This is a genomic window from Leucobacter allii (assembly GCF_022919155.1).
GTDB classification, from domain to species: Bacteria; Actinomycetota; Actinomycetes; order Actinomycetales; family Microbacteriaceae; genus Leucobacter; species Leucobacter allii.
This window is the reverse complement of the sequence record NZ_CP095045.1, coordinates 493,434-514,803: the sequence shown is the minus strand read 5'-3', so window position 1 is coordinate 514,803 and position 21,370 is coordinate 493,434. Positions and strand designations below refer to the sequence as shown.

Genomic DNA, 21,370 nt, shown 5'->3' with positions numbered 1-21,370 from the left:
CCTCAGCCTAGTCGCTCCCCTCGTCCGCGCCCGCGATGCGACGCGCCTCGCGACGAGCGCCGCGGCGAGCGCCCGCGCCCCTCACGTCACTCCCGCGCCCGCCCCTCACGTCGCTCCCGCCCCTCACCTCGCTCCCGCCGCGACCCCGCGCCCGCGCCCCTCCGAGAAGGCCCCGCCCCGCTTGGAGCCCGCGCCCGCCCCGCCGGAATTCACGCGAAGCGGGGGCATTCCGCACCGACACCCCCGTTCGCGTCATCCGCTCGGGGTTCGGGAGGCCGATGCGGGGCTCGGGGGTCGGCCAGGGGGTCGAGGGCCCGGGGCGCCGGGCCCGGGCCACGCCCACCGGGGTCAAGGCCGGGGCCCGGGGACGGGGCTCGCGCGCCGGGGTCGGGGGCGGGGCACACGCACGGGGTCGGGGCACGCGTAGCGGGCTCGCACGCCGATACGACGCGCGCGCGGAGCTACCGCGAACCCAGCTTGGACATCCGCTCGACCTCGATCATGGCGTCCACCGGCACGCCGGCGTCGCGCAGCACGACGCGGGAGGGGCGCGGCGCATGGGTCCAGCCGTCGCGCCACCCCCGCCGGAGGCACTCGCGCAGCTGCGCGCGATCCGCGGAGGCCCGGAAGGTGCGCAGCCAGCGCCGGGCCGTCGCCGCGGAGTACAGCAGCTTCTCCCACGGGGCGAGCGCCCGCGAGCGCCGGAACACCCACAGCTTGTTGCGCACCTCGTAGTAGAACCGCGCCCCGGGATCGGCGTCGCTCGACCCCCGCTTCGCGGTCTTGTGGGTGACGACGGACCCGGGGACGTACAGCCCGCGGGCCCCGCGGAGCAGGCGCGCCGAGAACTCGAAGTCGTCGTTCCACAGGAAGTAGTCCGCGATCGGGAGCCCGACCTCGCGCACCCGGGCCGCGCGCAGGAACGCCGAGACGAAGGAGATCGAGCGGATCTCCATCGCTCCGACCTCCGCGGCGCGTCGGCGCTCGTCGGCGTCGGCGCGGATCTTCGCCTTCGGCGTGTTCATCGGGTGGTCCTCGCCATCCGTCCACACGACGCGCGAGCCCATCACGGCGAGATCGTCCTGCCCGGTCTCCCGATAGCGCTCGTGCGCCGCCAGGGCGCCCGCGAGCGCGTCGGGCCCGGGGACGGTGTCATCGTCCATCACCCACACCCAGTCGACGTCGTCCTCGGCGACGGCGGCCGCGATCCCGACCGCGAACCCCCCGGCGCCGCCCGTGTTCTCCGTCAGCCGCACGAAGCGCGCCTGCGCCCCCCAGGCCTCGAGCAGCTCGGCCGCGACCGCGTCGGAGCCGTCCGTCGAGGCGTTGTCGACCACGACGAGGCGGTCGACGGGACGGCTCTGCGCGGCGAGCGCCTCGAGCGACTCCCGCAGCAGCTCCCGCCGGTTGTAGGCCACCAGCACGGCGGTCACGCGCATGCGTCCACTCTCCATTCGACCGTCGGATACCGCCCTCCAGTCTAGGCGGCTACGCCTCGGGCTCCGCCCAGAGCTCGCGGTAGAGGTCGACCGATCGGGATTGCACGACGGCGAGGTAGTCGTCGGGGGCGAGATCGAGGATCGTTCCCGCCGGCACCTCGTGCTCGGCGGCGAGCGCCGACACGCCGATCCCCGCGCGGTGGTCGCGGAGCCCGAAGCCGAGGAGCTCGAGGATCGTCGGGTACATGCTCATCTGGTCGATGCGCTCGCGGGCGACGGGCGGCGCTCCGCCCGGCACGCTGAAGCGGTTGAAGATCGTCCGGTCTTCTGCGGCCATCAGCTCCTGCGTGAAGCTCTGCCCCTCCGCGACGAGCTTGAGGTGGTCGCCCATCACCACGACCGTCGTGTCCTCGAGGATCCCCTCCTCCTCCAGGTGATCGATGAAGCCCTCGACCTGCTGCATCGAGCAGCGGGTGATCGACGTCATCGGCGCGGCATCGGCGGTGTCGTCCGCATCGCAGTACTCGTAGACGTGCGGCGACTCGTGCGTGTCGAGTGTGAGGAGCGTGAGGCTGAACGGCTCGCCCGCAGCGTGCAGCTCGCTCACCTCCTGCGCGGCCCGGGCGAAGAGGCGCCGATCCGAGAGCCCCCAGTCCGGGCGGAACTCCGTCTCGCCGAGCTCCTTCCACTCCTCGAGCATCCGCACCTCATCGGTGCCGTGCGTCTCGAGGAAGGCCCCCTTCCCCGCGAAGCGCGAGTCGGCCCCGCCCATGAACACGTTGCGGTACCCCTCGTCCGCGAGCACGTCGCCGAGGCAGCGCGCACCGGGAAGGTACGAGCCGAGGCGCTCGCCGTCCACCGCGCCGAGCGCATTGAGCTCCTGCGGATCCCCGAGCGCCCCGGCCGTGCGCAGCGGGATCCCGCACTGGGTCGCCACGATGCCCGACATGGTCCAGCCGCCGCCCGCGTACTGCTCCAGCGCGGGGACCGAACCCCAGCCGGCGGTGGCCCGCTCGACGGGAGCGAGCATGTCCGTGCCGAAGACCTCGGGGTCCGCGAAGACGTTCTCGACCGATTCGAGGTAGACGAGCACGAGGTTGCGCGGTCCGGCGTCGCCCCGGGATCCCCCGGCGCCGATCCCGCCGATCCCCGCCGCGCGCGGTTCCGTCACCTCGGGGGCGACGTAGTAGTCCCCGAGCCCCACGCCCGTCGCCGCCTCGCGCGCGACGGCGCGGACGTAGTCTCCGGCGCCGATGGTCGCGCCGAGGACGGCGCCGCCCGCCATCGGGACGGCGCAGGCGAGCACGGCGGCCGTCCAGCGCAGGAGCGTCCGTCTCCGCCCGTCGAACCGCCCGTGCCGGCGCAGCACCCTGCGGGTGCGCTCGACCATGAGCGCGAGGAGGAGGACGGCGAGGATCGGCGCGACGAGCCCCGCGATGACGCCGCTCGCGACGAGCTCGGCGCCGCCGGCGCCCTCTCCTGCGCCGCGCAGGTTCGAGAGCAGCTGGTCGACCGAGATCTCGCCGAAGGTGGCGCGCACCCAGAGCCCGATGCCGAAGAGCACGGCGCCGAGCAGCACGAGCAGCCAGAGCAGCCCGATGCCGATCCCCCGGAGGACGCGCCTGCCCCCCGGTCGCTCGGCGCCCACGCGCGCTACTCCGCCTCGTCCGGCGGTGAGGCCGCCGCGACCGCATCAGCCACGAGCTGCTGCACGACCGCGTAATCGGGGTACTCGGCGTCGACCGCGGGCGGCACGAGCTCGACATCGACGGGCGCGTGATCCTTCGCCTTCGTCGCGAGGTCCACGAAGCGCCCGAGCATGGACTCGGGGATGTCGGTCTCGACGAGCTCGGTGCCCGCTGCCGCGATGTCCTGGAAGCGCAGCAGCACGTTCTGCGGGCTCATCTGCGCGAGGATCGCGGCCTGCAGCTCGCGCTGCCTGGCCATGCGGTCGTAGTCGCCGTTGGCCGAGCCGTAGCGCGAGCGCGCGTACCACTGGGCCGTGTAGCCGTCCATGAGCTGCTCGCCCGGTTCGATCCATCCGTCGACGTTGTTCTGGTACTCGTCGCCGCCGATCGGCAGGGCCTCCTGCACGTTGATCGTGACGCCGCCGAGCGCATCGATGATCGCGGAGAAGGCGTCCATGTTCACGAGCACGTAGAACTGCACCTCGAGCCCGGTCGCCCCGGTCACCGCGTCCTTCGTCGCCTCGAGCCCCGGGGAGGAGCCGCGCGCGGCCGCCTCGGGGTAGAAGCCGTCGTAGATGTCCGCGAACTCCGCGGGGAGTCCCTCGGACTCGACGATGACGTCGGTCTGTTCGAGCTCGGCGTAGACGCCGTTGAGGTATCCGGTGAGGCATCCGCCGTACTCGCCGAAGGCGTTCGGACCGACGCAGAAGCCGTTGGGGTGCGGCTCGTGCATCGGCGAGTCCTCGGGGAAGGGCATGCTCGAGAGCTCGCGCGGCAGGCCGACGATCACGGACTGCCCGGTCTCGGCGTCGACGCTCACGAGCGAAATGCTGTCGGGGCGCATGCCCTCGCGATCCTCCCCCGCGTCGGTGCCGAGCAGGAGGATGTTGTACCGGCCGTCGACCGGCTCCACCGCGGCCGCGCCGCTGAACAGGTCGCCGAGGAGGCTGCGCCCCGCGCCGACCGCGGAGGCCGCCCACGCCGCGCCCGCCGTGGGCACGATCGTCAGCAGCACGGAGAGCACCGCGACGGGCACCCGCCAGCCCCGCTGCACCCGCACCAGCTGCGTCAGGCGGAGCGTGTCGAAGCCGAGCACGAGCCAGAGCACGGCGTAGCCGACGAGGAGGATCTGCAGCGCGAGCAGCACGAAGCCGTTGGTGAAGACCGTGAGCGCGGCGACCCTGGCCAGGAGCAGCCCGGCGATCGCGACGATGCCGACGACGAACAGCAGCAGCGTCGCGGCGATCCCGAACCGCCCGAGTCGGCGGTTGCCCGCGAGCAGCTGCGCGCTGCCCGGCAGCAGGAAGCCGATCACGACGAGCCACCGCGCGCGCTTGCTCATCAGCGGCGGCGATCCCTCGTCCGGGTGCCGCAGCGGCCGCTCGAGGTCCATGCTCATCCGGCGTATCCGCCCGGGTTCGCCGACTGCCAGGTCCAGGCGTCGCGGCAGGCGTCCGCGAGCGAGCGGGTCGTGCGCCACCCGAGTTCCGCGTTCGCGCGCGCGGGATCGGCCACCATCTCGGCGACGTCGCCCGGTCGCGGCGGCACGACCTCGTAGGGCACGGCGCGCCCGGCGGCGGCCTCGAAGGCGCGCACCACGTCGAGCACGCTCGAGCCGGTGCCCGAACCGAGGTTGTAGCTCGCGACGCCCGCGGCGATCCGCTCGAGCGCGGCGACGTGCCCCTCGGCGAGGTCCATCACGTGGATGTAGTCGCGCACCCCGGTGCCATCGGGGGTCGGGTAGCGGTCGCCGAAGACGCTCAGCCGCTCGCGCGTGCCGACGGCGACCTGGGCGATGAACGGCATGAGGTTGTTCGGGGTCCCCGTCGGATCCTCGCCGATGCGGCCCGAGGGGTGGGCGCCGACCGGGTTGAAGTAGCGCAGCAGCACCGCGCCGAGCTCGGGGCGCGCCGCCTGCGCGTCGCGGACGATCTGCTCGATCATGAACTTCGTCCAGCCATAGGGGTTCGTGATCCCGACCCCGGTGCGGTGGGTCTCGGCGATGGGCACGAGCTCCGGGTCGCCGTAGACGGTCGCCGAGGAGCTGAAGACGAAGCGGTCGACCCCGCGCTCGGCCATGAGGTCGAGCAGCGTCAGCGTGGAGTCGAGGTTGACCCGGTAGTAGCGGGTGGGCTGCGCCACCGACTCGCCGACCGCCTTCAGCCCGGCGAAATGGATGACGGCGTCGAATGCGACGCCCTCGAGCGCCGCGTGCGCCGCGCCGCGCTCCGCGAGATCGGCCGTGACGACGGGGATCGTCGCGCCCGTCAGCTCCTCGACGCGCCGCACGGCCTCCGGGCTCGCGTTCGAGAAGTCGTCGAGGACGACGACCTCGTGGCCGCGCTCGATGAGGACCAGGGCGGTGTGCGAGCCGATGTACCCGGCCCCACCTGTCAGGAGAACACGCATGCGTATCAGGGTACTTCGACGCGCTTGCGAAAGACCCTCAACCCCCGCGGCCCGTCGCGATCGGGCTGCGGCCCCGAGCAAGGTCACTTTTCCATCACATCTGCCCGGAAGTCTCCCAATGCCGGGTGTCCGGTCAGTTCCACCGCTGAAGTTCCATAGAATAGGTATGAACAATTGACGTCGCCGGACCCGGCGCGCCGATGCCGAGGGGAGCACGCGTGGCAACACTGACGCTCATCGCGGATCCGTTCCCCGATTGGGAGGCCGAGGTCCAGAGCGCCGCCGCACGGGATCTCGCGCAGGGGATCGCCGATACGGCGCCGCGCAGCTGCAGCGCGCGGTTCCTGGTCTCCCGCGGCCTCGCCGCGCCGGAGTTCTCCTCGCCGCGGATCCGGACCGAGCAGCTGCCGATCCGCGCGAACATGCTCCCGATCATGTGGCAGAGCGGTGCGACCGCCCGGCCGCTCGACGGCGAGTTCGTGCACGCGCTCACGCCGCTCATGCCGCTGCGCGCCCGCGGAGACGACGACGGCTCGCAGACCTCGGTGACCATCCCGCACAGCCTCGCCTGGGAGGCCCCGGCGCTGCTCGGCAGCGCCCAGGCCCGCCTGTTCCGCTCCTTCACCAAGCGCGCGGTCAAGCACGCCGACGTCATCATGACCCCCACGCACGCGACGGCCCGAGTGCTCCAGGAGCACTACGGCGCCGATCTCCCCGTGCAGGTCATGCAGCTCGCGCCGCCGAGCGAGTTCCTCCGCCCCGCGGACGACGCCGAACGGCGCGCGGCACTGGGGCTCCCCGAGCGCTACGCTCTCACGACCGCGGCCCCCGGCGAGCACGGTCGGCTCGAGTGGCTCTTCGACGCGCTGCGCGCGGATCCCGCGCTCCCGCCGATCGTCGCCCTCGAGGGCGTCGATCCCGGGCCCGGGGTGCGCGAGCGCGACAAGGAGCCCACCGCGCCCGCGGCGCTGTCCGTGCCGGAGGAGCTGCAGGGGCGCGTCATCGTCGCGCGCCCGCGCGAGCTCGCCGACATCGGCGCGGTGCTCTCGGGCGCCGTGCTGCTGCTCCAGCCGCAGTCCTTCCTCGGTGCCGGATACACCCTGCTCGGCGCGCTCTCTGCGGCCGTGCCGGTGCTCCACGCCGGGCACCCGGCGACGGACGAGCTCGTGCTCGACGCCGGCGTCTCCGCCGACGGCGCCGGGGCCTTCGCCGCAGAGTTCAGCCGGCTCTTCCGCGACCCGGAGGCGCTGGCGCGCCTCGCCGTGCTCGCCTGCGATCGCAGCCGCGGCTTCAGCTGGCGCAGCGCGGGCTGGCAGCTCTGGGAGGCGCACGCCAACCTCTGAGCCCCGGTCGTCGGGGCCGAGGACGGGCTCAGCCGACCGGATCGGGATGGCGCCGGGCCGAGACGACGACGAGGATCGCGGCGAGCGCGATCGCCGCGGCGATCATCGCCGAGGCACCGCCCCACCCCCACGCCGCGAATGCCGCCGTGCCCGCCCAGCCGAGGAGGCTCGACCCGGCGTAGTAGCCGAGGTTGTAGAGGGGCGGCGCCTGACTCGCCCCCGGCAGCCCCGCCGCGCGACGCCCGACGAGGCCGTTGGCGATGGAGTGGGCACCGAAGAACCCCCCGGTGAAGAGCACGAGCCCGACGACGATCGCCGCGAGCCCGGTGCCCAGGGTGAGCGCGAGGCCGGCCGCCATGACGCCGAGGCACCCGAGCAGCACCGTCGTCGCTCGACGGCGGCGCACGAGCCCCCACACCGTGCCCGAGGTGAGCGTGCCCGCGAGATAGGCGAGGAAGAGCCACGACACCTGCATGAGCGAGAGCGAGTACGGCGGCAGCTCCAGGCGGAACGCGAGGGCGTTGTAGGCCGCCACGAAGCCGCCCATGAGCAGGAACGCCAGCGCGACGAGCACGAGCACCGCGGGGTTGCGCAGGTTCGCCGCGATGGCGCCGAGGATGGGGCTGCCCGCGGGCTGCGGGACGGCCGGGCGGGGCACGAGGATCGCGAAGCCCGCGGCGGCAAGTGCGGCGACGACCGCGACGACCACCATTCCGGCGCGCCATCCCGCGGGTTCCTCGACCGCGCCCGCGAGGAGCCGGCCGGCGAGACCGCCGAGGGTCGTGCCGGCGACGTAGGTGCCGACGGCCGCGCCGAGCGCGTGGGGCCGCACGGTCTCGGCCAGCGCCGTCACCGCGAGCGCCGGGACGCCCGCGAGGGCGACGCCCTCGACGACGCGCAGCCCGATCATCGCGGCGAAGCCGGGGGCGAACGGCACGGCGAGACCGAGGAGCATGGCCGCCGCGATGGCCCAGCGCATCGTGCGCACGCGTCCGTAGCGGTCGGAGACGCGCGCCCAGGGCAGCACGCCGGCCGCCACCCCGATCGTCGTCGCGCCGACGGCCCAGGAGGAGGCGCCGGCGTCGATCCCGAACTCGCGCGCGATCTCGGGGAGGAGCCCCTGCGGCGAGTACATCTGCGCGAAGGTCGCGAGCCCCGCGCAGAAGAGTGCGACGAGGGCGCGACGGTAGGCGGCGTCGCCGCGCTCGGCGCGCGGGTCCTGGCCGTCCCGGGGCCCCGCCGCGGGGGTCACTCCGCGGCGATGCGCGCCTGGAGCGCGGCGTTCTTCTGCTCGACCATCTCCGTGAGTCCCGCCGCGTAGTCGGCGAGCCGCTGGGCGAGCTCCGGGTCGCTCGCGCCGATGATGCGCGCGGCGAGGATGCCGGCATTCCTGGCCCCGCCGATCGACACGGTCGCCACCGGGATCCCGGCCGGCATCTGCACGATCGACAGCAACGAGTCGAGGCCGTCGAGCTTCGCGAGCGGCACCGGCACGCCGATGACGGGCAGCGTGGTCATCGAGGCCACCATGCCGGGCAGGTGCGCGGCGCCGCCGGCCCCGGCCACGATGACGCGGATCCCGCGGGCGGCCGCACCGCGAGCGTAGTCCACCATCTTGTCGGGGGTGCGGTGGGCGCTGACCACCTCGACCTCGTGGGCGATCCCGAACTCGCGCAGGGCCTGCACGGCGTCGGCCATCACCGCGTAATCGGAGTCGGATCCCATGATGACCCCGACGAGGGGGGCTGCGCTGTCTGCCATGCCCACCATGCTAGCGGCGCGGGGGCTCGAGCTCAGGCGAAGGCCGCCGCCGCCGCGACCGCCGCGACGCGCACGGTCTCGAGATCCTCGCCCGTGACCGTGACGTGCCCGACCTTACGGCCCGGGCGCGGCAGCTTGTCGTAGCTGTGGATCTTCGCCGCGGGGTGCGCGGCCAGTGCGGCGGCGTAGCGCACCGGCATCGGGCCCTCGGCAGGCCCGCCGAGCACGTTCACCATGACCGCGGCGGGCGCCGTCATGGCGGTGTCGCCGAGCGGCAGATCGGCGACGGCGCGCAGGTGCTGCTCGAACTGGCTCGTCACCGAGCCCTCGATGGAGAAGTGACCGGAGTTGTGCGGGCGCATGGCGAGCTCGTTGACGAGCACGCGGCCGTCGCGGGTCTCGAACATCTCGACGGCGAGCACGCCCGTGACCTGGGTGCCCTCGGCGACGAGCTCGCCGATCCTCGCCGCTTCCACGAGCGTCGCCGGATCCTGCACCGGCGCCGGGGCGAGCACCTCGGCGCACACGCCGTCGCGCTGGATGGTCTCGACCACGGGCCAGGTGCGGGTCTCCCCGCTCGGACGGCGGGCCACGAGCTGCGAGAGCTCCCGGGTGAAGTCGACGAGCTCCTCGACGAGCAGGTGCCCTCCGTGGGCGTCCTCGGCGAGCGTCGTGAACCAGTCGCGCACCTCGACGGCGTCGGAGATCACGCGCACGCCCTTGCCGTCGTAGCCGCCGCGTGCGGTCTTCACGACGGCGCGGCCGCCGTGGGCGTCGATGAAGCGCTGGAGCTCCGTCTCGTCGGCCACCGCCGCCCAGTCGGGGATCGGCACGCCGAGGGCCGCGAGCTTCTCGCGCATCAGGATCTTGTCCTGCGCGTACTGCAGCGCGTCGGGACGCGGGTGGACGGCGACGCCGCGCTGCTCGAGCTCGCGCAGGATCGGCTGGGGCACGTGCTCGTGGTCGAAGGTCACGACGTCGACGGTCTCGGCGAAGGCGTAGACGGTCTCCGGATCGCGGTAGTCGCCCACCGCGTCGGCGGCGCGCGCCGCGCTCGAGCCCTCGGCCTCGGCGAGCACGCTGATCCGGAGCCCGAGGTGGATCGCCGGCGGCACCATCATGCGGGCGAGCTGCCCGCCGCCGATCACGCCGATCCTGATGCTGCCGTGTTCGCCCGTTGCCATGCCCCCATTCTGCCCTATGGGGCGACCGCGTCCCCTCCCGCGCCCCTTCCCGCGCCTTCGTCCCACCCGCCCTCTCCCCCTCTCCCCCTTCGCACGTCAGTCGTTGCGGCTTGGCGGCGCTCCAGCTCGCAACGACTGACGTGCGAACCGGGCGCAGCGCGGGTGGGTGCGGACGGGGCGCGGAGTGGTGAGGTGGCGACGGAGGAGGAGGAGGAGGAGGAGGAGGAGGAGGAGGAGGAGGAGGAGGAACGGTGCGAACCGCCGAGCGGGTATTAGTTGACGAATGTCAACCAACCCCATATAGTTGATCTTCGTCAACTAACGATCCGGCATCGCGGGCACCTCCGCCCGCCGCCCCGCCTCGACACCATCAGTGAGGACCCACCCCCGTATGACCCGCACGTCACCCCAGCTCCCCGCAGACGGGATCCTGACCGGCCGAGCCCTCCATCTCGCGCTCGCCGGGCTCTTCATGAGCATGTTCGTCTCGATGATCGCGATGAACGTCGTCGGCACGTCCATGCCCGTCATCATCGCCGACATCGGCGGCACCCAGGCCTCCTACACCTGGGTCGTCATGGCGACCTCCCTCGCCTCCGCCATCGGCACCCCGATCTGGGGCAAGCTCGCCGATCTCACGAACAAGAAGGTCCTCATCCAGACCTCCATCGTGATCTTCATGGTGGGCACGATCATGTCGGGCCTCGCCCACGATCCCACGTGGCTCATCTCCTTCCGCGTGCTCCAGGGCCTCGGCGTCGGCGGTCTCGGCGCGCTCTGCCAGATCGTGCTCGCCGAGGTCGTCAGCCCCCTCGAGCGCGGCAAGTACATGGGCATCATGGGCGCCATCATGGCTGTCGCGACGGTCGGCGGCCCGCTGCTCGGCGGGCTCCTCACGGACACCGTCGGCTGGCGCTGGAACTTCTACGTCGCCGTACCCATCGCGATCGTCGCGCTCATCATGCTGCAGAAGACCCTGCATCTCAGCACCGCGCGACGCAAGGTCAAGATCGACTACGCCGGCGCCATGCTCATCTCGGCCGGCTTCTCGCTGATCCTCATCTGGGTCACCCTCGGCGGCTCTGAGTTCGAGTGGAACTCCGTCCCCTCCTACGCCATGGTCGGCGGCGGCGCGCTGCTGCTCGTCATCGCCGTCTTCGTCGAGCTCAAGGTCGAAGAGCCGATGATCCCGCTCACGCTCTTCACGAACCGCACCTTCACGATGGCCGCCATCGGCAGCATCTCCGTGGGCGTCGCGATGTTCGCGACCGTCGTCTACCTCGGCCAGTACATGCAGCTCGCCCGCGGCCGCACGGTCATCGAGTCGAGCCTGCTCACGCTCCCCATGATGGCCGGCCTGCTCGGCTCCTCGACCCTCGTCGGCCAGATCATCTCCCGAACCGGAAAGTGGAAGCGCTACATGGTGATCGGCGGCGTGCTCCTCGTCGCCGGCACCGTGATGATGGGCCAGCTGCGCTACGACACGAGCATGTGGTACGTCGGCGTCTCGATGTTCGTGCTCGGCATGGGCGTCGGCATGACGATGCAGAACATGGTGCTCGTCGTGCAGAACACCGTCGATCCGATGCAGATCGGCGCGGCGACCTCGGCCGTCACCTTCTTCCGCACGATCGGCGGCAGCGCGGGCATGTCCGTCATGGGCACGATGCTCGCGGCCAAGGTCACCGACTACCTCACCGAGGGGCTCGAGAAGCTCGCGCAGACCCATCCCGAGGCGCTCGCCGACGCGAAGGCCCTCGAGGGCGGATCGATCCCCAAGATCGCGGAGATCGCCGAACCGCTGCGCAGCGTCGTGGAGAACGCCTACGGCCACGCCATCGGCAACGTCTTCCTCGCGGTGGCGCCGCTCGCCGTCGTCACGCTGATCGCGATCATCTTCCTGCCGAACATCCCGCTGAGTTCGAAGAACAACGCCCAGCGGCTCGCCGAGGAACGGGCGAAGGCCGAGGGCGCGGTTGGCCAGGCCGAGGGCACGCACCTCCCCTCGGAGTCGCCGAGCGCGGCGCTCGTGGAGGTCACGACCGGAGCGATCCCGATGATCGACGTCGACGGGCGTCCGGCCGACGGCCGGCCCGCGACCGGCGGCCGGACGACGGCCTCCGACGGCGGCTCCGGGGCGCGGGACGCCCGCTAGGATCGACGAGATGCCTCCCACCGCCGACCCTGCCGCGTCGGACCCCCGTCTGAAGGCGGAGCGGATCTCCGAGATCATCGCGGAGTTCTCGGAGATCTTCGCCTTCGCCCGCAGGCGATGGGCCAGGCTCGCCGAGGAGATCCACCCGGATCTCAAGGGCCCGGCCGTCATCATGCTGCAGTTCATCATGCGCAAGGGTCCGATCACCGCCACCGGGATCGGGCAGATGCTCGAGATGGACAAGGCGCTCGTGAGCCGGCAGATCGCGAAACTGCGGGAGCTCGGCCTCGTCGAGGCCGAGCCCGCGGCGGAGGATCGGCGCGTGATGCTGCTCACCGGCAGCGCGCAGGCGCGGAGCATCGTCGACCGCATCCGCGAGCAGTGGGCGCACACCTATCACGAGCGATTCGCGGGATGGGGCGTCGACGAGCTGACCGAGCTCATGGAAGCGCTCCACCGCTTCAACGCCTCTGCGGAAGAGGTGCGCGCCGACGAGCTCGCGGCGCGGTGCACGCGCGGCCACGCGACCCCGAACGCCGCACTGCACACGGGGGCGATCCGGGTCGGCGGCGCGGATCCCGACCGCGATCCCGCGAGCCACTGAGCTCGTCCCGGGGCCGGATCCGCGGGCGGATCGGATCCGCGCACCGCGATCGTCTGATCAGCGACCGGCAGGATCGCCGGCCCGCCGCGCCTCTACCCCTTCCCAGGACGCGACCGTCCGCGCCCCGAGACCGAGGCCGACCGTCATGCCCGTGCCGGTCGTGACCGAGACCGCCGTGACGCCCGGAAGGGGCTCCTCGCGCAGGATGTCCTGCCGAGCGCTCGTCGCGTAGAGTCCCTGCCACCGTTCGAGGATGTCGAGCCGGTCCGCGCCGAGCAGCGCCGCCGCCTCGTCGTGCAGGATCCTCGACCAGCGCTCGTCGAGGAACGGCGGCGCCGCATCGTGGACGGCGTGCGAGTCGCCGACGAGCAGCGTGCCGTCCGCCTGCTGGGTGAGCATGACGTTCGCATCGATCTCGAGGAGCTCCGGCCGCGCGGCGGCGAGCTCCGCCCGCAGCGCCGCCTGCAGCGCGGCCAGCCCGGGGCCGCCGAACGCCCCGTAGCGCAGCATGGACGTGCCGGTGAGCACGGCGGGGCCGAGCCCCATGGGTCGCGGGGGCCGCACCCGCAGCATCTGGAGGGCGCACTCGCGCAGCTCCCCCGCCTCCGCGATTGCCGGGAAGAGCCTGCCGAGCAGGTGGCCCGCGGCGACGACCACGCGGTCCGCGGGGATCCGCCCGCGGCTCGTCGCCACGCTCGCGCCGTCGCCCGCGGCCTCGACGCCGTGCACGGCGGTGCGGAAGCGCACCTCGCCGCGCTCGTGCGCGCCGACCCAGGCCGCGATGCGCGCGACGGCGGTGCGGGGATCCGCCGTGACGTCCTCGGCCAGCAGGGCTCCGGCGCGCACCGCGCCGGCCGCCGCGCCGTCGAGGTGCAGCATCGTGGCCGCCGCGCCGCCCGTCACGAGCTCGGCGCGCGCGCCGGACTCCCGGCGCTCGGCGACGAAGGCGTCGAGGAGCGCCGCCTCCGTCTCGCTGCGCGCGACGACGAGCGTGCCGGAGCGGCGCGCCTCGACCCCCGCGCGTTCGGCGAGCGACTCCCAGATCTGCAGCGAGGCCCGGGCGAGCTCGGCGAGCTCGCCCGCCTGGACGGAAGCGCCGACGTGCCCGAAGTTGCGGACGCTCGCGAGGACGGCGGAGGCATCCTGTTCGAGCACCGTGACGCGGTGCCCGGCGTCGAGGGCGGCGACCGCGTGGCCGAGGCCGACGATGCCGGCGCCGACGATCACGACGTGGGAGGGCGGGGAGGCGAGGTTCATGGTTCGATCCTGCGGGGCCCGAAGCTGTCGATACAACTTCGCGCACGGCCGTTCGCCGACCATTCACCCGGTCGACCGACCCGCCGCCGAGGCGTCACCGAACGTTCATCGTCCGGCCATCGCTCGTCGGCCGAAGAAGTCATGACAACTCCTAGGCTGGCTGCATGACCGAGAACTCCCCGCTCCATGCGCAGCTGTACGCGGAGATGGTGCGCCGCATCCACTCCGGCGTCTGGCAGCCCGGAGACCGGGTGCCGAGCGAGAAGTCGCTCGTCGCCGAGTTCGGCACGTCGCGCGGGCCGGTGCGGCAGGCGCTCGCGGCGCTGCGCACCGAGGGCATGATCATCGGGGGCCGCGGTGCGCCGCCGCGCGTGCAGCGCACCGCGCCTCCGCAATCGTTCGACACCTTCATGTCGTTCACGGAGTGGGCGGGCGAGCTCGGGCTCGAGCCCGGGCAGCGGGTCATCGAGGCGAGCCGCCGACCCGCCACGGAGGAGATCGCGCGCGAGCTGCAGATCGCCCCCGATGCGCCGATCGTGGAGATCATCCGCGTCCGCTCGCTCGACGCCAAGCCGGCGATGCTCGAGCGCTCGCTGTTCCCCTACGAGGTGGGCAGGCAGCTGCTCGGCGCCGATCTCGACGGCGGCAGCATCTACCAGACCCTCAGGCACTCCGGGGTCGTGCCGGTGCGTGCGAGGCACGTCATCGACGCCATCGCGGCGCATCCGCTCGAGGTCGAGCAGTTACACATCCCGGTCGGTTCGCCGCTGCTGCGCGTGCGGCGGCAGGCCTTCGACGAGGCCGGGACCGTCATCGAGACGGCCGACGACCGCTATCTGCCCTCCATGGCCACCTTCATCGTCGAGAACAACGCCGAGCACCGCACCCCGTTCGCGCGGCAGGCGGCGAATGCGACGCCCAGCCTCTACGATCCCGAGTCCCGCACGCCCCGACCCACCAGGAGCCCCGCATGATCGCCCTCGCCGTCTTCGACATGGCCGGTACCACCATCGACGACGGCGGCGCCGTGTACCGCGCGCTCGAGCAGGCCGTCGTCGAGACCGGCGTACCCGTCGCCGCCGAGGATCTGCAGCGCTGGATGGGAGCCGAGAAGCGGGCTGCCATCACCGCGCTCATCGAGCTCGGCGGGGGCGATCCGACGGAACCCGCCGATGCGGTCGATCGCGCCTTCGCGCGATTCAGGGCCCTGCTCGCGGAGCGCTACGCGGCCGAGCCGCCGACCCCGATCGCGGGCGTCCCCGAGGCGATCACGGCGCTCCGCGACGCCGGGGTGCGGGTGGCCCTGACCACCGGCTTCTCGCGCGAGGTCGCCGAGGGGATCCTCCGCGAGCTCGATTGGAGCGTCGGCGGGGACGGCGGCGCGGAGGATCGCGGCGGGGACGGCGGCGAGCCCGCGCTCCGGATCGACGCGCTCGTGTGCGGCGACGAGGTCGCGGCCGGCAGGCCCGCCCCGTACATGATCCACCGGGCGATGGAGCGCACGGGCGTGCTCGACGTCGCCGAGGTCGTCGTCGCCGGGGACACCGTCGTCGATGTGCAGGCCGGAGCCCACTCCGGCGCCGCGGCGAGCTACGGCGTGCTCACGGGGAAGCTGGATCGCGCGGACTTCGCCGGCCAGCCGGCGACGGCCCTGCTCGAGTCGGTCGCGGAGATCCCGGCGCGGATCGCGCGGCTCGGCTGACACCGGATCGCGATCACCCGGTCGCGGCGGCGGCATCCGCCGCATAGGCCTCCGCCGCCTCGGCGACGTCGTTGTTGTAGGCGAGGTTCGGATTGTAGGCGTCGACCGCGCGGATCCAGTTCTCCGGCAGCGCGAGATCGCCGCCCACGTCGCAGAGCATCGTGGCCGCGCCGAGCGCGGCGTCGTCGATCTGGTGCACATCGACGCTCCCGTCGCCGTTCCCGTCGCGCCCGTAGTGCGCCCACGTCTCGGGGATGAACTGCATCGGGCCGACCGCGCGGTCCCATCTCACGTCGCCGTCGACGGCGCCGCCGTCGGTGTCGGGGATGGCGTCGAAGCGCGTACCGTCGAGGGCCGGACCGATGATGCTCGGGCGCGCGACGCCGTCGGCGCCCAGCACCGCGCCGTCGATGCCGCCGTGCTCGGATTCGACGAAGCCGATGCCGGCGAGCGTGTTCCAACCGATCCCGCAGCCGGGGAACGCGGTCTCCGCGCCGAGCGCGGCCCCCGCATAGGCCGCGAGCGCCCGCTCGGGGATCCCGGTGGCGGCAGCGGTCTCGACGAGCCAGCCGGGATCGACGCGGGCCGCGAGGCCCTGGGCCGACCCCTCGGCCTCGTCCTTCGCCGCGGCCGACGCCCCGTCGAATTCCTCCGGGGTCGGGGCGCTCGGTGCTCGCGACGCCGCCGTCTCGCCCGCTCCGCCCCCTGGCGCGGAGCCCGCCGCGCTCCCCGCGGGGGTCGCCGCGCTCTCCGCGGGGGTCGCCGCGCTCTCCGCGGGGGTCGTCGCGCTCGCGATCCCGAGCACCGCCGCGGCGATCCCGCAGACACCCGCGCTCGCGAGTATCGCGAGCAGGATCGCGCGCCGCGCCGAGCTGCGGCGCGGCTGAGTTCGGCCGGTCATGGTGCGGCCCGGGTCGTGGCCCGTCTCACGATCCGCTCCGGTTCGCCGCGCGGCCCATCCGACATCGGCGCCGTCGCTCCGGCGCCGCGACGGTCGCTCGGGTCTCCCGACGGTCGCTCCGGTCTCGCGGCGGGCCGAGCCGACTCCGCGCTCAGGCCGCGGCCAGCTGGGCGACGTCGCTCGGGACGGGCGCGGTGTGCGCCGAGAGTTCCGCATCGACGAGGATCGGCAGGTGATCCGACAGTCCGCGATCGAGCGTGCGCACGCAGCCGATGTCGAGCCCGCTCGAGGTGGCGAAGTCGAAGTGACCGCGGAACATGCGGTAGCGCGTGTACGTCCGCTTGTCGCTGAGGCTCAGCTCGTACCCGCGATCGCGCATCTCGGTGTCGAGCCGGTTCTTGAACACCGGATAGTTGTAGTCGCCCACCATGAGCGCGGGCAGCCCCGGCCCGAGCGCGCGGAGCTCGCCGAGAGCGGCGTGGATCTGGTGCCGGCGGAGGGAGTTCAGCGCCGTCAGCGGGGCCGCGTGGAAGGAGGCGACGACGAGGTCGCGGCCCGTCTCGACGTCGTGCATGCGCACCCCGAGCAGTCGCTCGTGCGCGGGCGCGAGGAGGCGGTCGTGGAGCGACTTCTTCAGCTGGAACGTGTGCGCCGTGCGGGCGTGGAAGCGCTCGTCGCGCACGTACATGGCGAGTCCGAGACGATTGCGCTCGGTCGCGTGCACGAGATGCATGTGCCCGAGCCGCGCGGGCAGCGCGACCGCTTCGGCCTCCTGCAGGCAGAGCACGTCGGCCCCGTGCATCTCGGCGAGCGCGCCGAGCTCGGCGACCGCGCGATTCTTGCGCAGGTTGTAGCTGATGACCTTCATGCTGCGCCCCTCCTCGGGGTTCTCGGGCGCCCCCTGTCCGGGGCCGACAGGATCCACCCTATGCCGGACGAGCTGGACGCGCGCGGCGATGAGGCTGGGAGTTCTCGGAACCGATGCGCCGTGCCGGCGGGTGCGCACGGTCCGGGTGCCCGCGGTCCGGGTGCGCGCCGGCCCGGGCGCCCACCGGCCCGGGTGCCCGCCTCGGCGCGGCGTCGGCGGCGCGGGCGATGGCTCGCCGTCTACAGGGCGATGGCTCGCCATCTACAGTGGGTAGAGCGGTCCGGAGCAGCGGACCGACGCGCTCCGGCTCGCCCGTGAGTCCCGCGCTCGACCGCAATGACCGCCGCCCGCCCACCATCGGAACCACGAGATGCACCCGATCCAAACCCCGCAGCACGCATGCACTTGCGCCCGCACGCCCACGCACACGCGCGGGAGCGCGGCGTGCGCAGCCGCTCGGGCCGCGAGGCGCCGATGAGCGCGACTGCCGCCCTCCCCTACGTCGACGCCGCCGAACTGCGCCGCCAGGTCGATCCCGAGCGCGCGCGGCGCCTCATCGAGCAGGCCCTGCAGGACGGCTTCGATCCCGCCACCGATCCGGAGCGTGCGAGCGCCGTGGCCGGCGCGGGCCACCTGCTCCTCATGCCCTCGACGCTCGGCGACCGCGTCGGGGTCAAAGTGGCCTCCGTGGCACCCGCGAACCCGGAGCGCGGCCTCCCGCGCATCCAGGCCCTCTACTTGCTCATGGATGCCGAGACGCTGACCCCGAGGCTGCTCATCGAGGGATCGGCGCTCACGGCGCTGCGCACGCCGGCCACGACGGCCGTCGCATGCGACCGCCTCGCCGCGCCGGACGCCGCGCGCCTCGTCGTGTTCGGCACCGGACCGCAGGCGATCGCGCACGCCGAGGCGATCGGCCGGATCCGCGAGCTCCGGGACGTGCGCCTCGTGGGGCGGGATCCGCGGCGCCGTGACGCGGCCCTGGCAGCGCTGGCGGATCGGGGACTGCCGGCCGTAGCGGGTGCGACGGACGACGTCGCCGAGGCGGACATCGTGATCTGCGCGACCTCGGCGGCGGAACCGCTCTTCGCCGAGGAGCTCGTGCGCGACGGCAGCTGCGTCGCGGCGATCGGTTCGCACGAGCCCGACCGCCGCGAGCTCCCGGCCGCGCTGCTCGCGCGATCGCTCGTCGTCGTCGAGGACGCCGCGACCGCCATGCGCGAGGCGGGGGACGTGATCCTCGCGGTCGACGAGGGCGCCGTCCGCGCTCGGGATCTGCGCGGCCTCGCCCCGCTCGTGCGAGGCGAGATGATGCGCGCGAACGACCGTCCGAACGTGTTCAAGGGTACGGGGATGTCATGGCAGGACCTCGCGGTCGCCGCCGGCGTCTCCGCGCCCGGCGAACGCTGAGGTCTTCGGGGTCGCAGGCCGCCCGTCACTGTCCGCTCCCCCGATCCGGGGCCCGCTCTCCTGGTCCCCTTTTCGGCTCCCTCGATCCGGGTCGCTGCGGCACGGTCAGCGAGAGAACGACCCTGCCGCAATGACCCGAATACTTGAGGCCGGGGTGAAACGGGCGAGAGCTCCTCGCGGATCGCATCTCGCGATCCGCGATCTGCTCCCCAGATCCGGGGCTCATTCTCCTGATACCCGGCTCCGCTCCCCCAATCCGGGTCGCCGCGGCACGGTCAGCGAGAAGACGACCCTGCCGCAGTGACCCGGATCCCATCCGGATTCAGTCACCAGGAGGTTCGATGCCCCGGCAGGAGTTCCAAGCTCCGAACTCGACCCGGTCCGGGATAGGCATCCCGACCCCGGTCCAACCCCCGATCCGACCCCACGGGAGCGGGATCCGGGTCACTGCGGCACGGTCAACTGGAGCACGACCCTGCCGCAGTGACCCGGATCTTCGACGCTGGTCAGTCGATACGGCGGAGCGACACTCGGAGCGTGCCGATCACGAGCTGCTCGGTCGCGGGCACCTCGCGGCCCGGCTCGATCGGCTCGGGATCCCCGCCGTCGATCGTCGAGACGCCGTTCGTGGAGTGCAGATCCTCGATCGTCCAGACCTCACCGGTGCGACGCAGCCGCGCGTGCGACTTCGACACGGTGCGCGTCGGATCGGGGATCTGCAGCGCGACCGTGCCCTCCTCCGTCGCGGGCTTCCGCCCGACGATGACATCGTCGCCCCGCAGTTCGAGCACCTCGCCGTCGGGCAGCTCGACGCCCCAGCGGACGCGGCGCTGCACGACGACGGTGCGATCGGAATCGTCTCCCCCGACCGGGATGCCCGAGGGCCGCGCGGCGTGCCCCTGCGCATCCGCGGACTGCATCGCGCCCGTCGGATGGCTGGCGGGGGCGGCGTCGGGATCGCTCTGCGGTGCCGCATTCGGTGCGGGGGCGGCAGCGCGCTGGGCGCCGGTGTCGAAGATCGACGGCTCCGGGATCGCCGGGGCCGAGGCTTCGGAAACGACCGCGCCGGCTGACATCGCGGTGAAAGCTCCCGCACCGGCGGGTGCCGCGGCGCCGGTCACCGCATCGGCGGCGGGTGCTGCGGTGGGCTCGGCGTGCGGGGCGGGTGCAGCGGAGGGTTCGGGCGTGCCGGATCCGGGAGCCGGCTCGGCCGGCATCGATCCGGCGGCGTCCCGCGGCGCCGGATCTGCAGGCGCGGCTGGCGCGTGAGCCGCGCCGGGGACAGCCTGCGGTGCAGCATCGGGGGCGAAGGCGTCGGGCATCGCCTCGGCGGCCACGGCCGATTCGGCGATGCTGGACGCCTCCGGCACCCCCGAATGCCCGGCGGCAACGGACGACTCAGGCGCACCGAAGGGCTCAGCCGCGACGGACGGCTCGGGCGCGACGGAGTGGTCGGGCGCGACGGCCTGGGCCGGAGCCGGTGCGCCGGCCTCGGCGCTCGGGAGCACGAGCGGCTCGGCCGGGGCCGCAGGGGCCGCAGGGGCCGGCTGCGGCTCGGGCCAGGAGAAGGGCTGCTGCGGCGGAACGGCGCCGAGCGGCGCGTCCTGGCGCTGGGGTGCGCCCTCGGCCGCCAGGCGCGCGTAGGCGCCCTCGGTCGTCCGGCTGAAGCCCCAATCGTTCTCGGGTTGCACGGCGGGCTGCGCAGCGGGCTGCCCGAGCGGAGCCGGGGCCTGCGCCGACACCGGCGCTCCGGGAGCCTGCTGCGGCGGAAAGCCGGGAGCCTGGGGCGCCACCGGAGGCTGGGGCTGCGCGTACTGCGGCGCCTGCGGCATGGCCGGCCCAGCCGGCGCCTGCGGTCCAGCCGGGGCCTGCGGCGTCGCCGGATGTGCCGCAGGCGGTGCGGCGGGGATGGGCGCCGCCGGGGCCCCGGCCATCCCGGCCTGGGCCTGCTGCGCACCCCATCCGGTCTGCGGCGCATAGGAGGGGCGCGCGGGCTGCGTCGGGGCGGCCGGCGCGGCCTGCGGCGGAACGGCCTGCCCCGGCGCGGCGGCCGGCGGATAGGCGGCCGGGTATCCGGGCGCCGCGGCGCCTGCGACGATCGGCTGCTGACCGGTCGGCGCGTTCCCGGACGATCGCGCGTACCCCGGGGCCGGGGCGTCGGTGCCCGCGAACTTGGGTTCGCGTCCGTGGTACGCCGCATTCTGATCGTCGATCGCATTGGAGAGCAGCATCGCCCACACGGGCGGCAGCAGCGCGCCGAGCACGGTGAAGCCCGCGCCCTTGCCGTACTCGGAGTTCAGGCGGTGGATCGCCATCACGGACACGACGAAGACCACGATCCCGAGCAGCGGCACGAAGCCGAGCACGACCACCCAGCCGGGCAGCCCGGCGCGCTGGACCAGCTGCCACTGGTTCCAGACGGGGATCCATCCCCACCCGGACGGCAGGCCGATCCGCGGGAACAGCCGGGAGAGCGCCCAGAGGTACCAGAGGTAGAAGGCGAGCCCGACGAGCGACCAGATGCCGACCATCGCGAAGAGGGCCGGACCCAGTGTGTTCTCAGTCATGTGTTCCTGCTTTACGGCGCTGGGAGGTTCATATCAACTCTGCAACGATAAACCGTCGCCGCCTGCAAGGCAAAGAGCGGGG

17 protein-coding genes are annotated in these 21,370 nt (G+C 73.4%); 6 read left to right on the top strand and 11 right to left on the bottom strand.

All coding sequences use genetic code 11. From position 1 onward, the window contains the following. Positions 1 to 461 precede the first annotated feature (461 nt). From MUN78_RS02225 to galE, 4 genes are read right to left on the bottom strand one after another with little or no spacing between them, the layout of a single operon-like run. Positions 462 to 1,439 (bottom strand): glycosyltransferase family 2 protein, encoded by a 978-nt coding sequence (locus MUN78_RS02225; protein WP_244728502.1) that lies wholly within the window; start codon positions 1,437 to 1,439, stop codon positions 462 to 464. A gap of 49 nt (positions 1,440 to 1,488) precedes the next feature. Further along, the gene (locus tag MUN78_RS02220) at positions 1,489 to 3,087 is read right to left on the bottom strand and encodes a sulfatase-like hydrolase/transferase (protein WP_244728500.1); all 1,599 of its coding nucleotides are present in this window, start codon (positions 3,085 to 3,087) and stop codon (positions 1,489 to 1,491) included. Positions 3,088 to 3,092: 5 nt separating this feature from the next. Further along, complete coding sequence (locus MUN78_RS02215) at positions 3,093 to 4,526, bottom strand: LCP family protein (RefSeq protein ID WP_244728498.1); 1,434 nt, start codon at positions 4,524 to 4,526, stop codon at positions 3,093 to 3,095. Beyond that, complete coding sequence (gene galE, locus MUN78_RS02210; protein WP_244728496.1) at positions 4,523 to 5,536, bottom strand: UDP-glucose 4-epimerase GalE; 1,014 nt, start codon at positions 5,534 to 5,536, stop codon at positions 4,523 to 4,525. The genes MUN78_RS02215 and galE overlap by 4 nt, the downstream gene beginning before the upstream one ends. 218 nt (positions 5,537 to 5,754) lie before the next feature. Here galE and MUN78_RS02205 point away from each other — a divergent pair, with 218 nt between their 5' ends. Continuing rightward, entirely contained in the window at positions 5,755 to 6,879 is a 1,125-nt protein-coding gene (locus MUN78_RS02205) for a glycosyltransferase family protein (RefSeq protein WP_244728494.1), read from the top strand. 28 nt (positions 6,880 to 6,907) lie between these two features. Here MUN78_RS02205 and MUN78_RS02200 read toward each other — a convergent pair whose 3' ends face one another. Genes MUN78_RS02200 through MUN78_RS02190 form a run of 3 tightly spaced genes read right to left on the bottom strand, consistent with a single transcriptional unit; the run spans position 6,908 to position 9,824 of the window. After that, complete coding sequence (locus MUN78_RS02200) at positions 6,908 to 8,131, bottom strand: MFS transporter (RefSeq protein ID WP_244728492.1); 1,224 nt, start codon at positions 8,129 to 8,131, stop codon at positions 6,908 to 6,910. Continuing rightward, entirely contained in the window at positions 8,128 to 8,640 is a 513-nt protein-coding gene (gene purE, locus MUN78_RS02195; protein WP_244728490.1) for a 5-(carboxyamino)imidazole ribonucleotide mutase, read from the bottom strand. Before purE ends, MUN78_RS02200 begins: the two co-directional genes overlap by 4 nt. 32 nt (positions 8,641 to 8,672) lie before the next feature. After that, on the bottom strand, positions 8,673 to 9,824 hold the full coding sequence (locus MUN78_RS02190) for a 5-(carboxyamino)imidazole ribonucleotide synthase (protein ID WP_244728488.1): 1,152 nt from the start codon (positions 9,822 to 9,824) through the stop codon (positions 8,673 to 8,675). A 391-nt stretch (positions 9,825 to 10,215) separates the two neighbouring features. Between MUN78_RS02190 and MUN78_RS02185 the strand changes: the two genes are divergently transcribed. Then, the gene (locus MUN78_RS02185; RefSeq protein ID WP_244692809.1) at positions 10,216 to 11,979 is read left to right on the top strand and encodes an MFS transporter; all 1,764 of its coding nucleotides are present in this window, start codon (positions 10,216 to 10,218) and stop codon (positions 11,977 to 11,979) included. Positions 11,980 to 11,989: 10 nt separating this feature from the next. After that, positions 11,990 to 12,583, top strand: coding sequence for a MarR family winged helix-turn-helix transcriptional regulator (locus tag MUN78_RS02180; protein ID WP_244728487.1), 594 nt, complete (start codon positions 11,990 to 11,992; stop codon positions 12,581 to 12,583). A 57-nt stretch (positions 12,584 to 12,640) separates the two neighbouring features. Here the strand turns inward: MUN78_RS02180 and MUN78_RS02175 are convergent, their stop codons facing one another. Then, positions 12,641 to 13,840: a TIGR03364 family FAD-dependent oxidoreductase gene (locus MUN78_RS02175; protein ID WP_244728485.1), complete on the bottom strand. Its 1,200-nt coding sequence runs from the start codon at positions 13,838 to 13,840 to the stop codon at positions 12,641 to 12,643. Positions 13,841 to 14,004: 164 nt separating this feature from the next. Between MUN78_RS02175 and MUN78_RS02170 the strand changes: the two genes are divergently transcribed. Next, positions 14,005 to 14,814, top strand: a complete 810-nt coding sequence (locus tag MUN78_RS02170; RefSeq protein WP_244692806.1) for a GntR family transcriptional regulator — start codon at positions 14,005 to 14,007, stop codon at positions 14,812 to 14,814. Then, entirely contained in the window at positions 14,811 to 15,542 is a 732-nt protein-coding gene (locus tag MUN78_RS02165) for a phosphonatase-like hydrolase (protein WP_244728483.1), read from the top strand. Before MUN78_RS02170 ends, MUN78_RS02165 begins: the two co-directional genes overlap by 4 nt. A 13-nt stretch (positions 15,543 to 15,555) precedes the next feature. Here the strand turns inward: MUN78_RS02165 and MUN78_RS02160 are convergent, their stop codons facing one another. Both MUN78_RS02160 and MUN78_RS02155 read right to left on the bottom strand, forming a co-directional pair. Then, positions 15,556 to 16,443, bottom strand: coding sequence for a lytic transglycosylase domain-containing protein (locus tag MUN78_RS02160; RefSeq protein ID WP_244728481.1), 888 nt, complete (start codon positions 16,441 to 16,443; stop codon positions 15,556 to 15,558). Between the two features lie 151 nt (positions 16,444 to 16,594). Continuing rightward, on the bottom strand, positions 16,595 to 17,311 hold the full coding sequence (locus MUN78_RS02155) for an endonuclease/exonuclease/phosphatase family protein (protein WP_244692803.1): 717 nt from the start codon (positions 17,309 to 17,311) through the stop codon (positions 16,595 to 16,597). 474 nt (positions 17,312 to 17,785) lie between these two features. Here MUN78_RS02155 and MUN78_RS02150 point away from each other — a divergent pair, with 474 nt between their 5' ends. Continuing rightward, positions 17,786 to 18,721, top strand: a complete 936-nt coding sequence (locus MUN78_RS02150; protein ID WP_244728479.1) for an ornithine cyclodeaminase family protein — start codon at positions 17,786 to 17,788, stop codon at positions 18,719 to 18,721. Between the two features lie 506 nt (positions 18,722 to 19,227). Here the strand turns inward: MUN78_RS02150 and MUN78_RS02145 are convergent. Then, entirely contained in the window at positions 19,228 to 21,288 is a 2,061-nt protein-coding gene (locus MUN78_RS02145) for a DUF5684 domain-containing protein (protein ID WP_244728478.1), read from the bottom strand. Between the last annotated feature and the right edge of the window lie 82 nt (positions 21,289 to 21,370).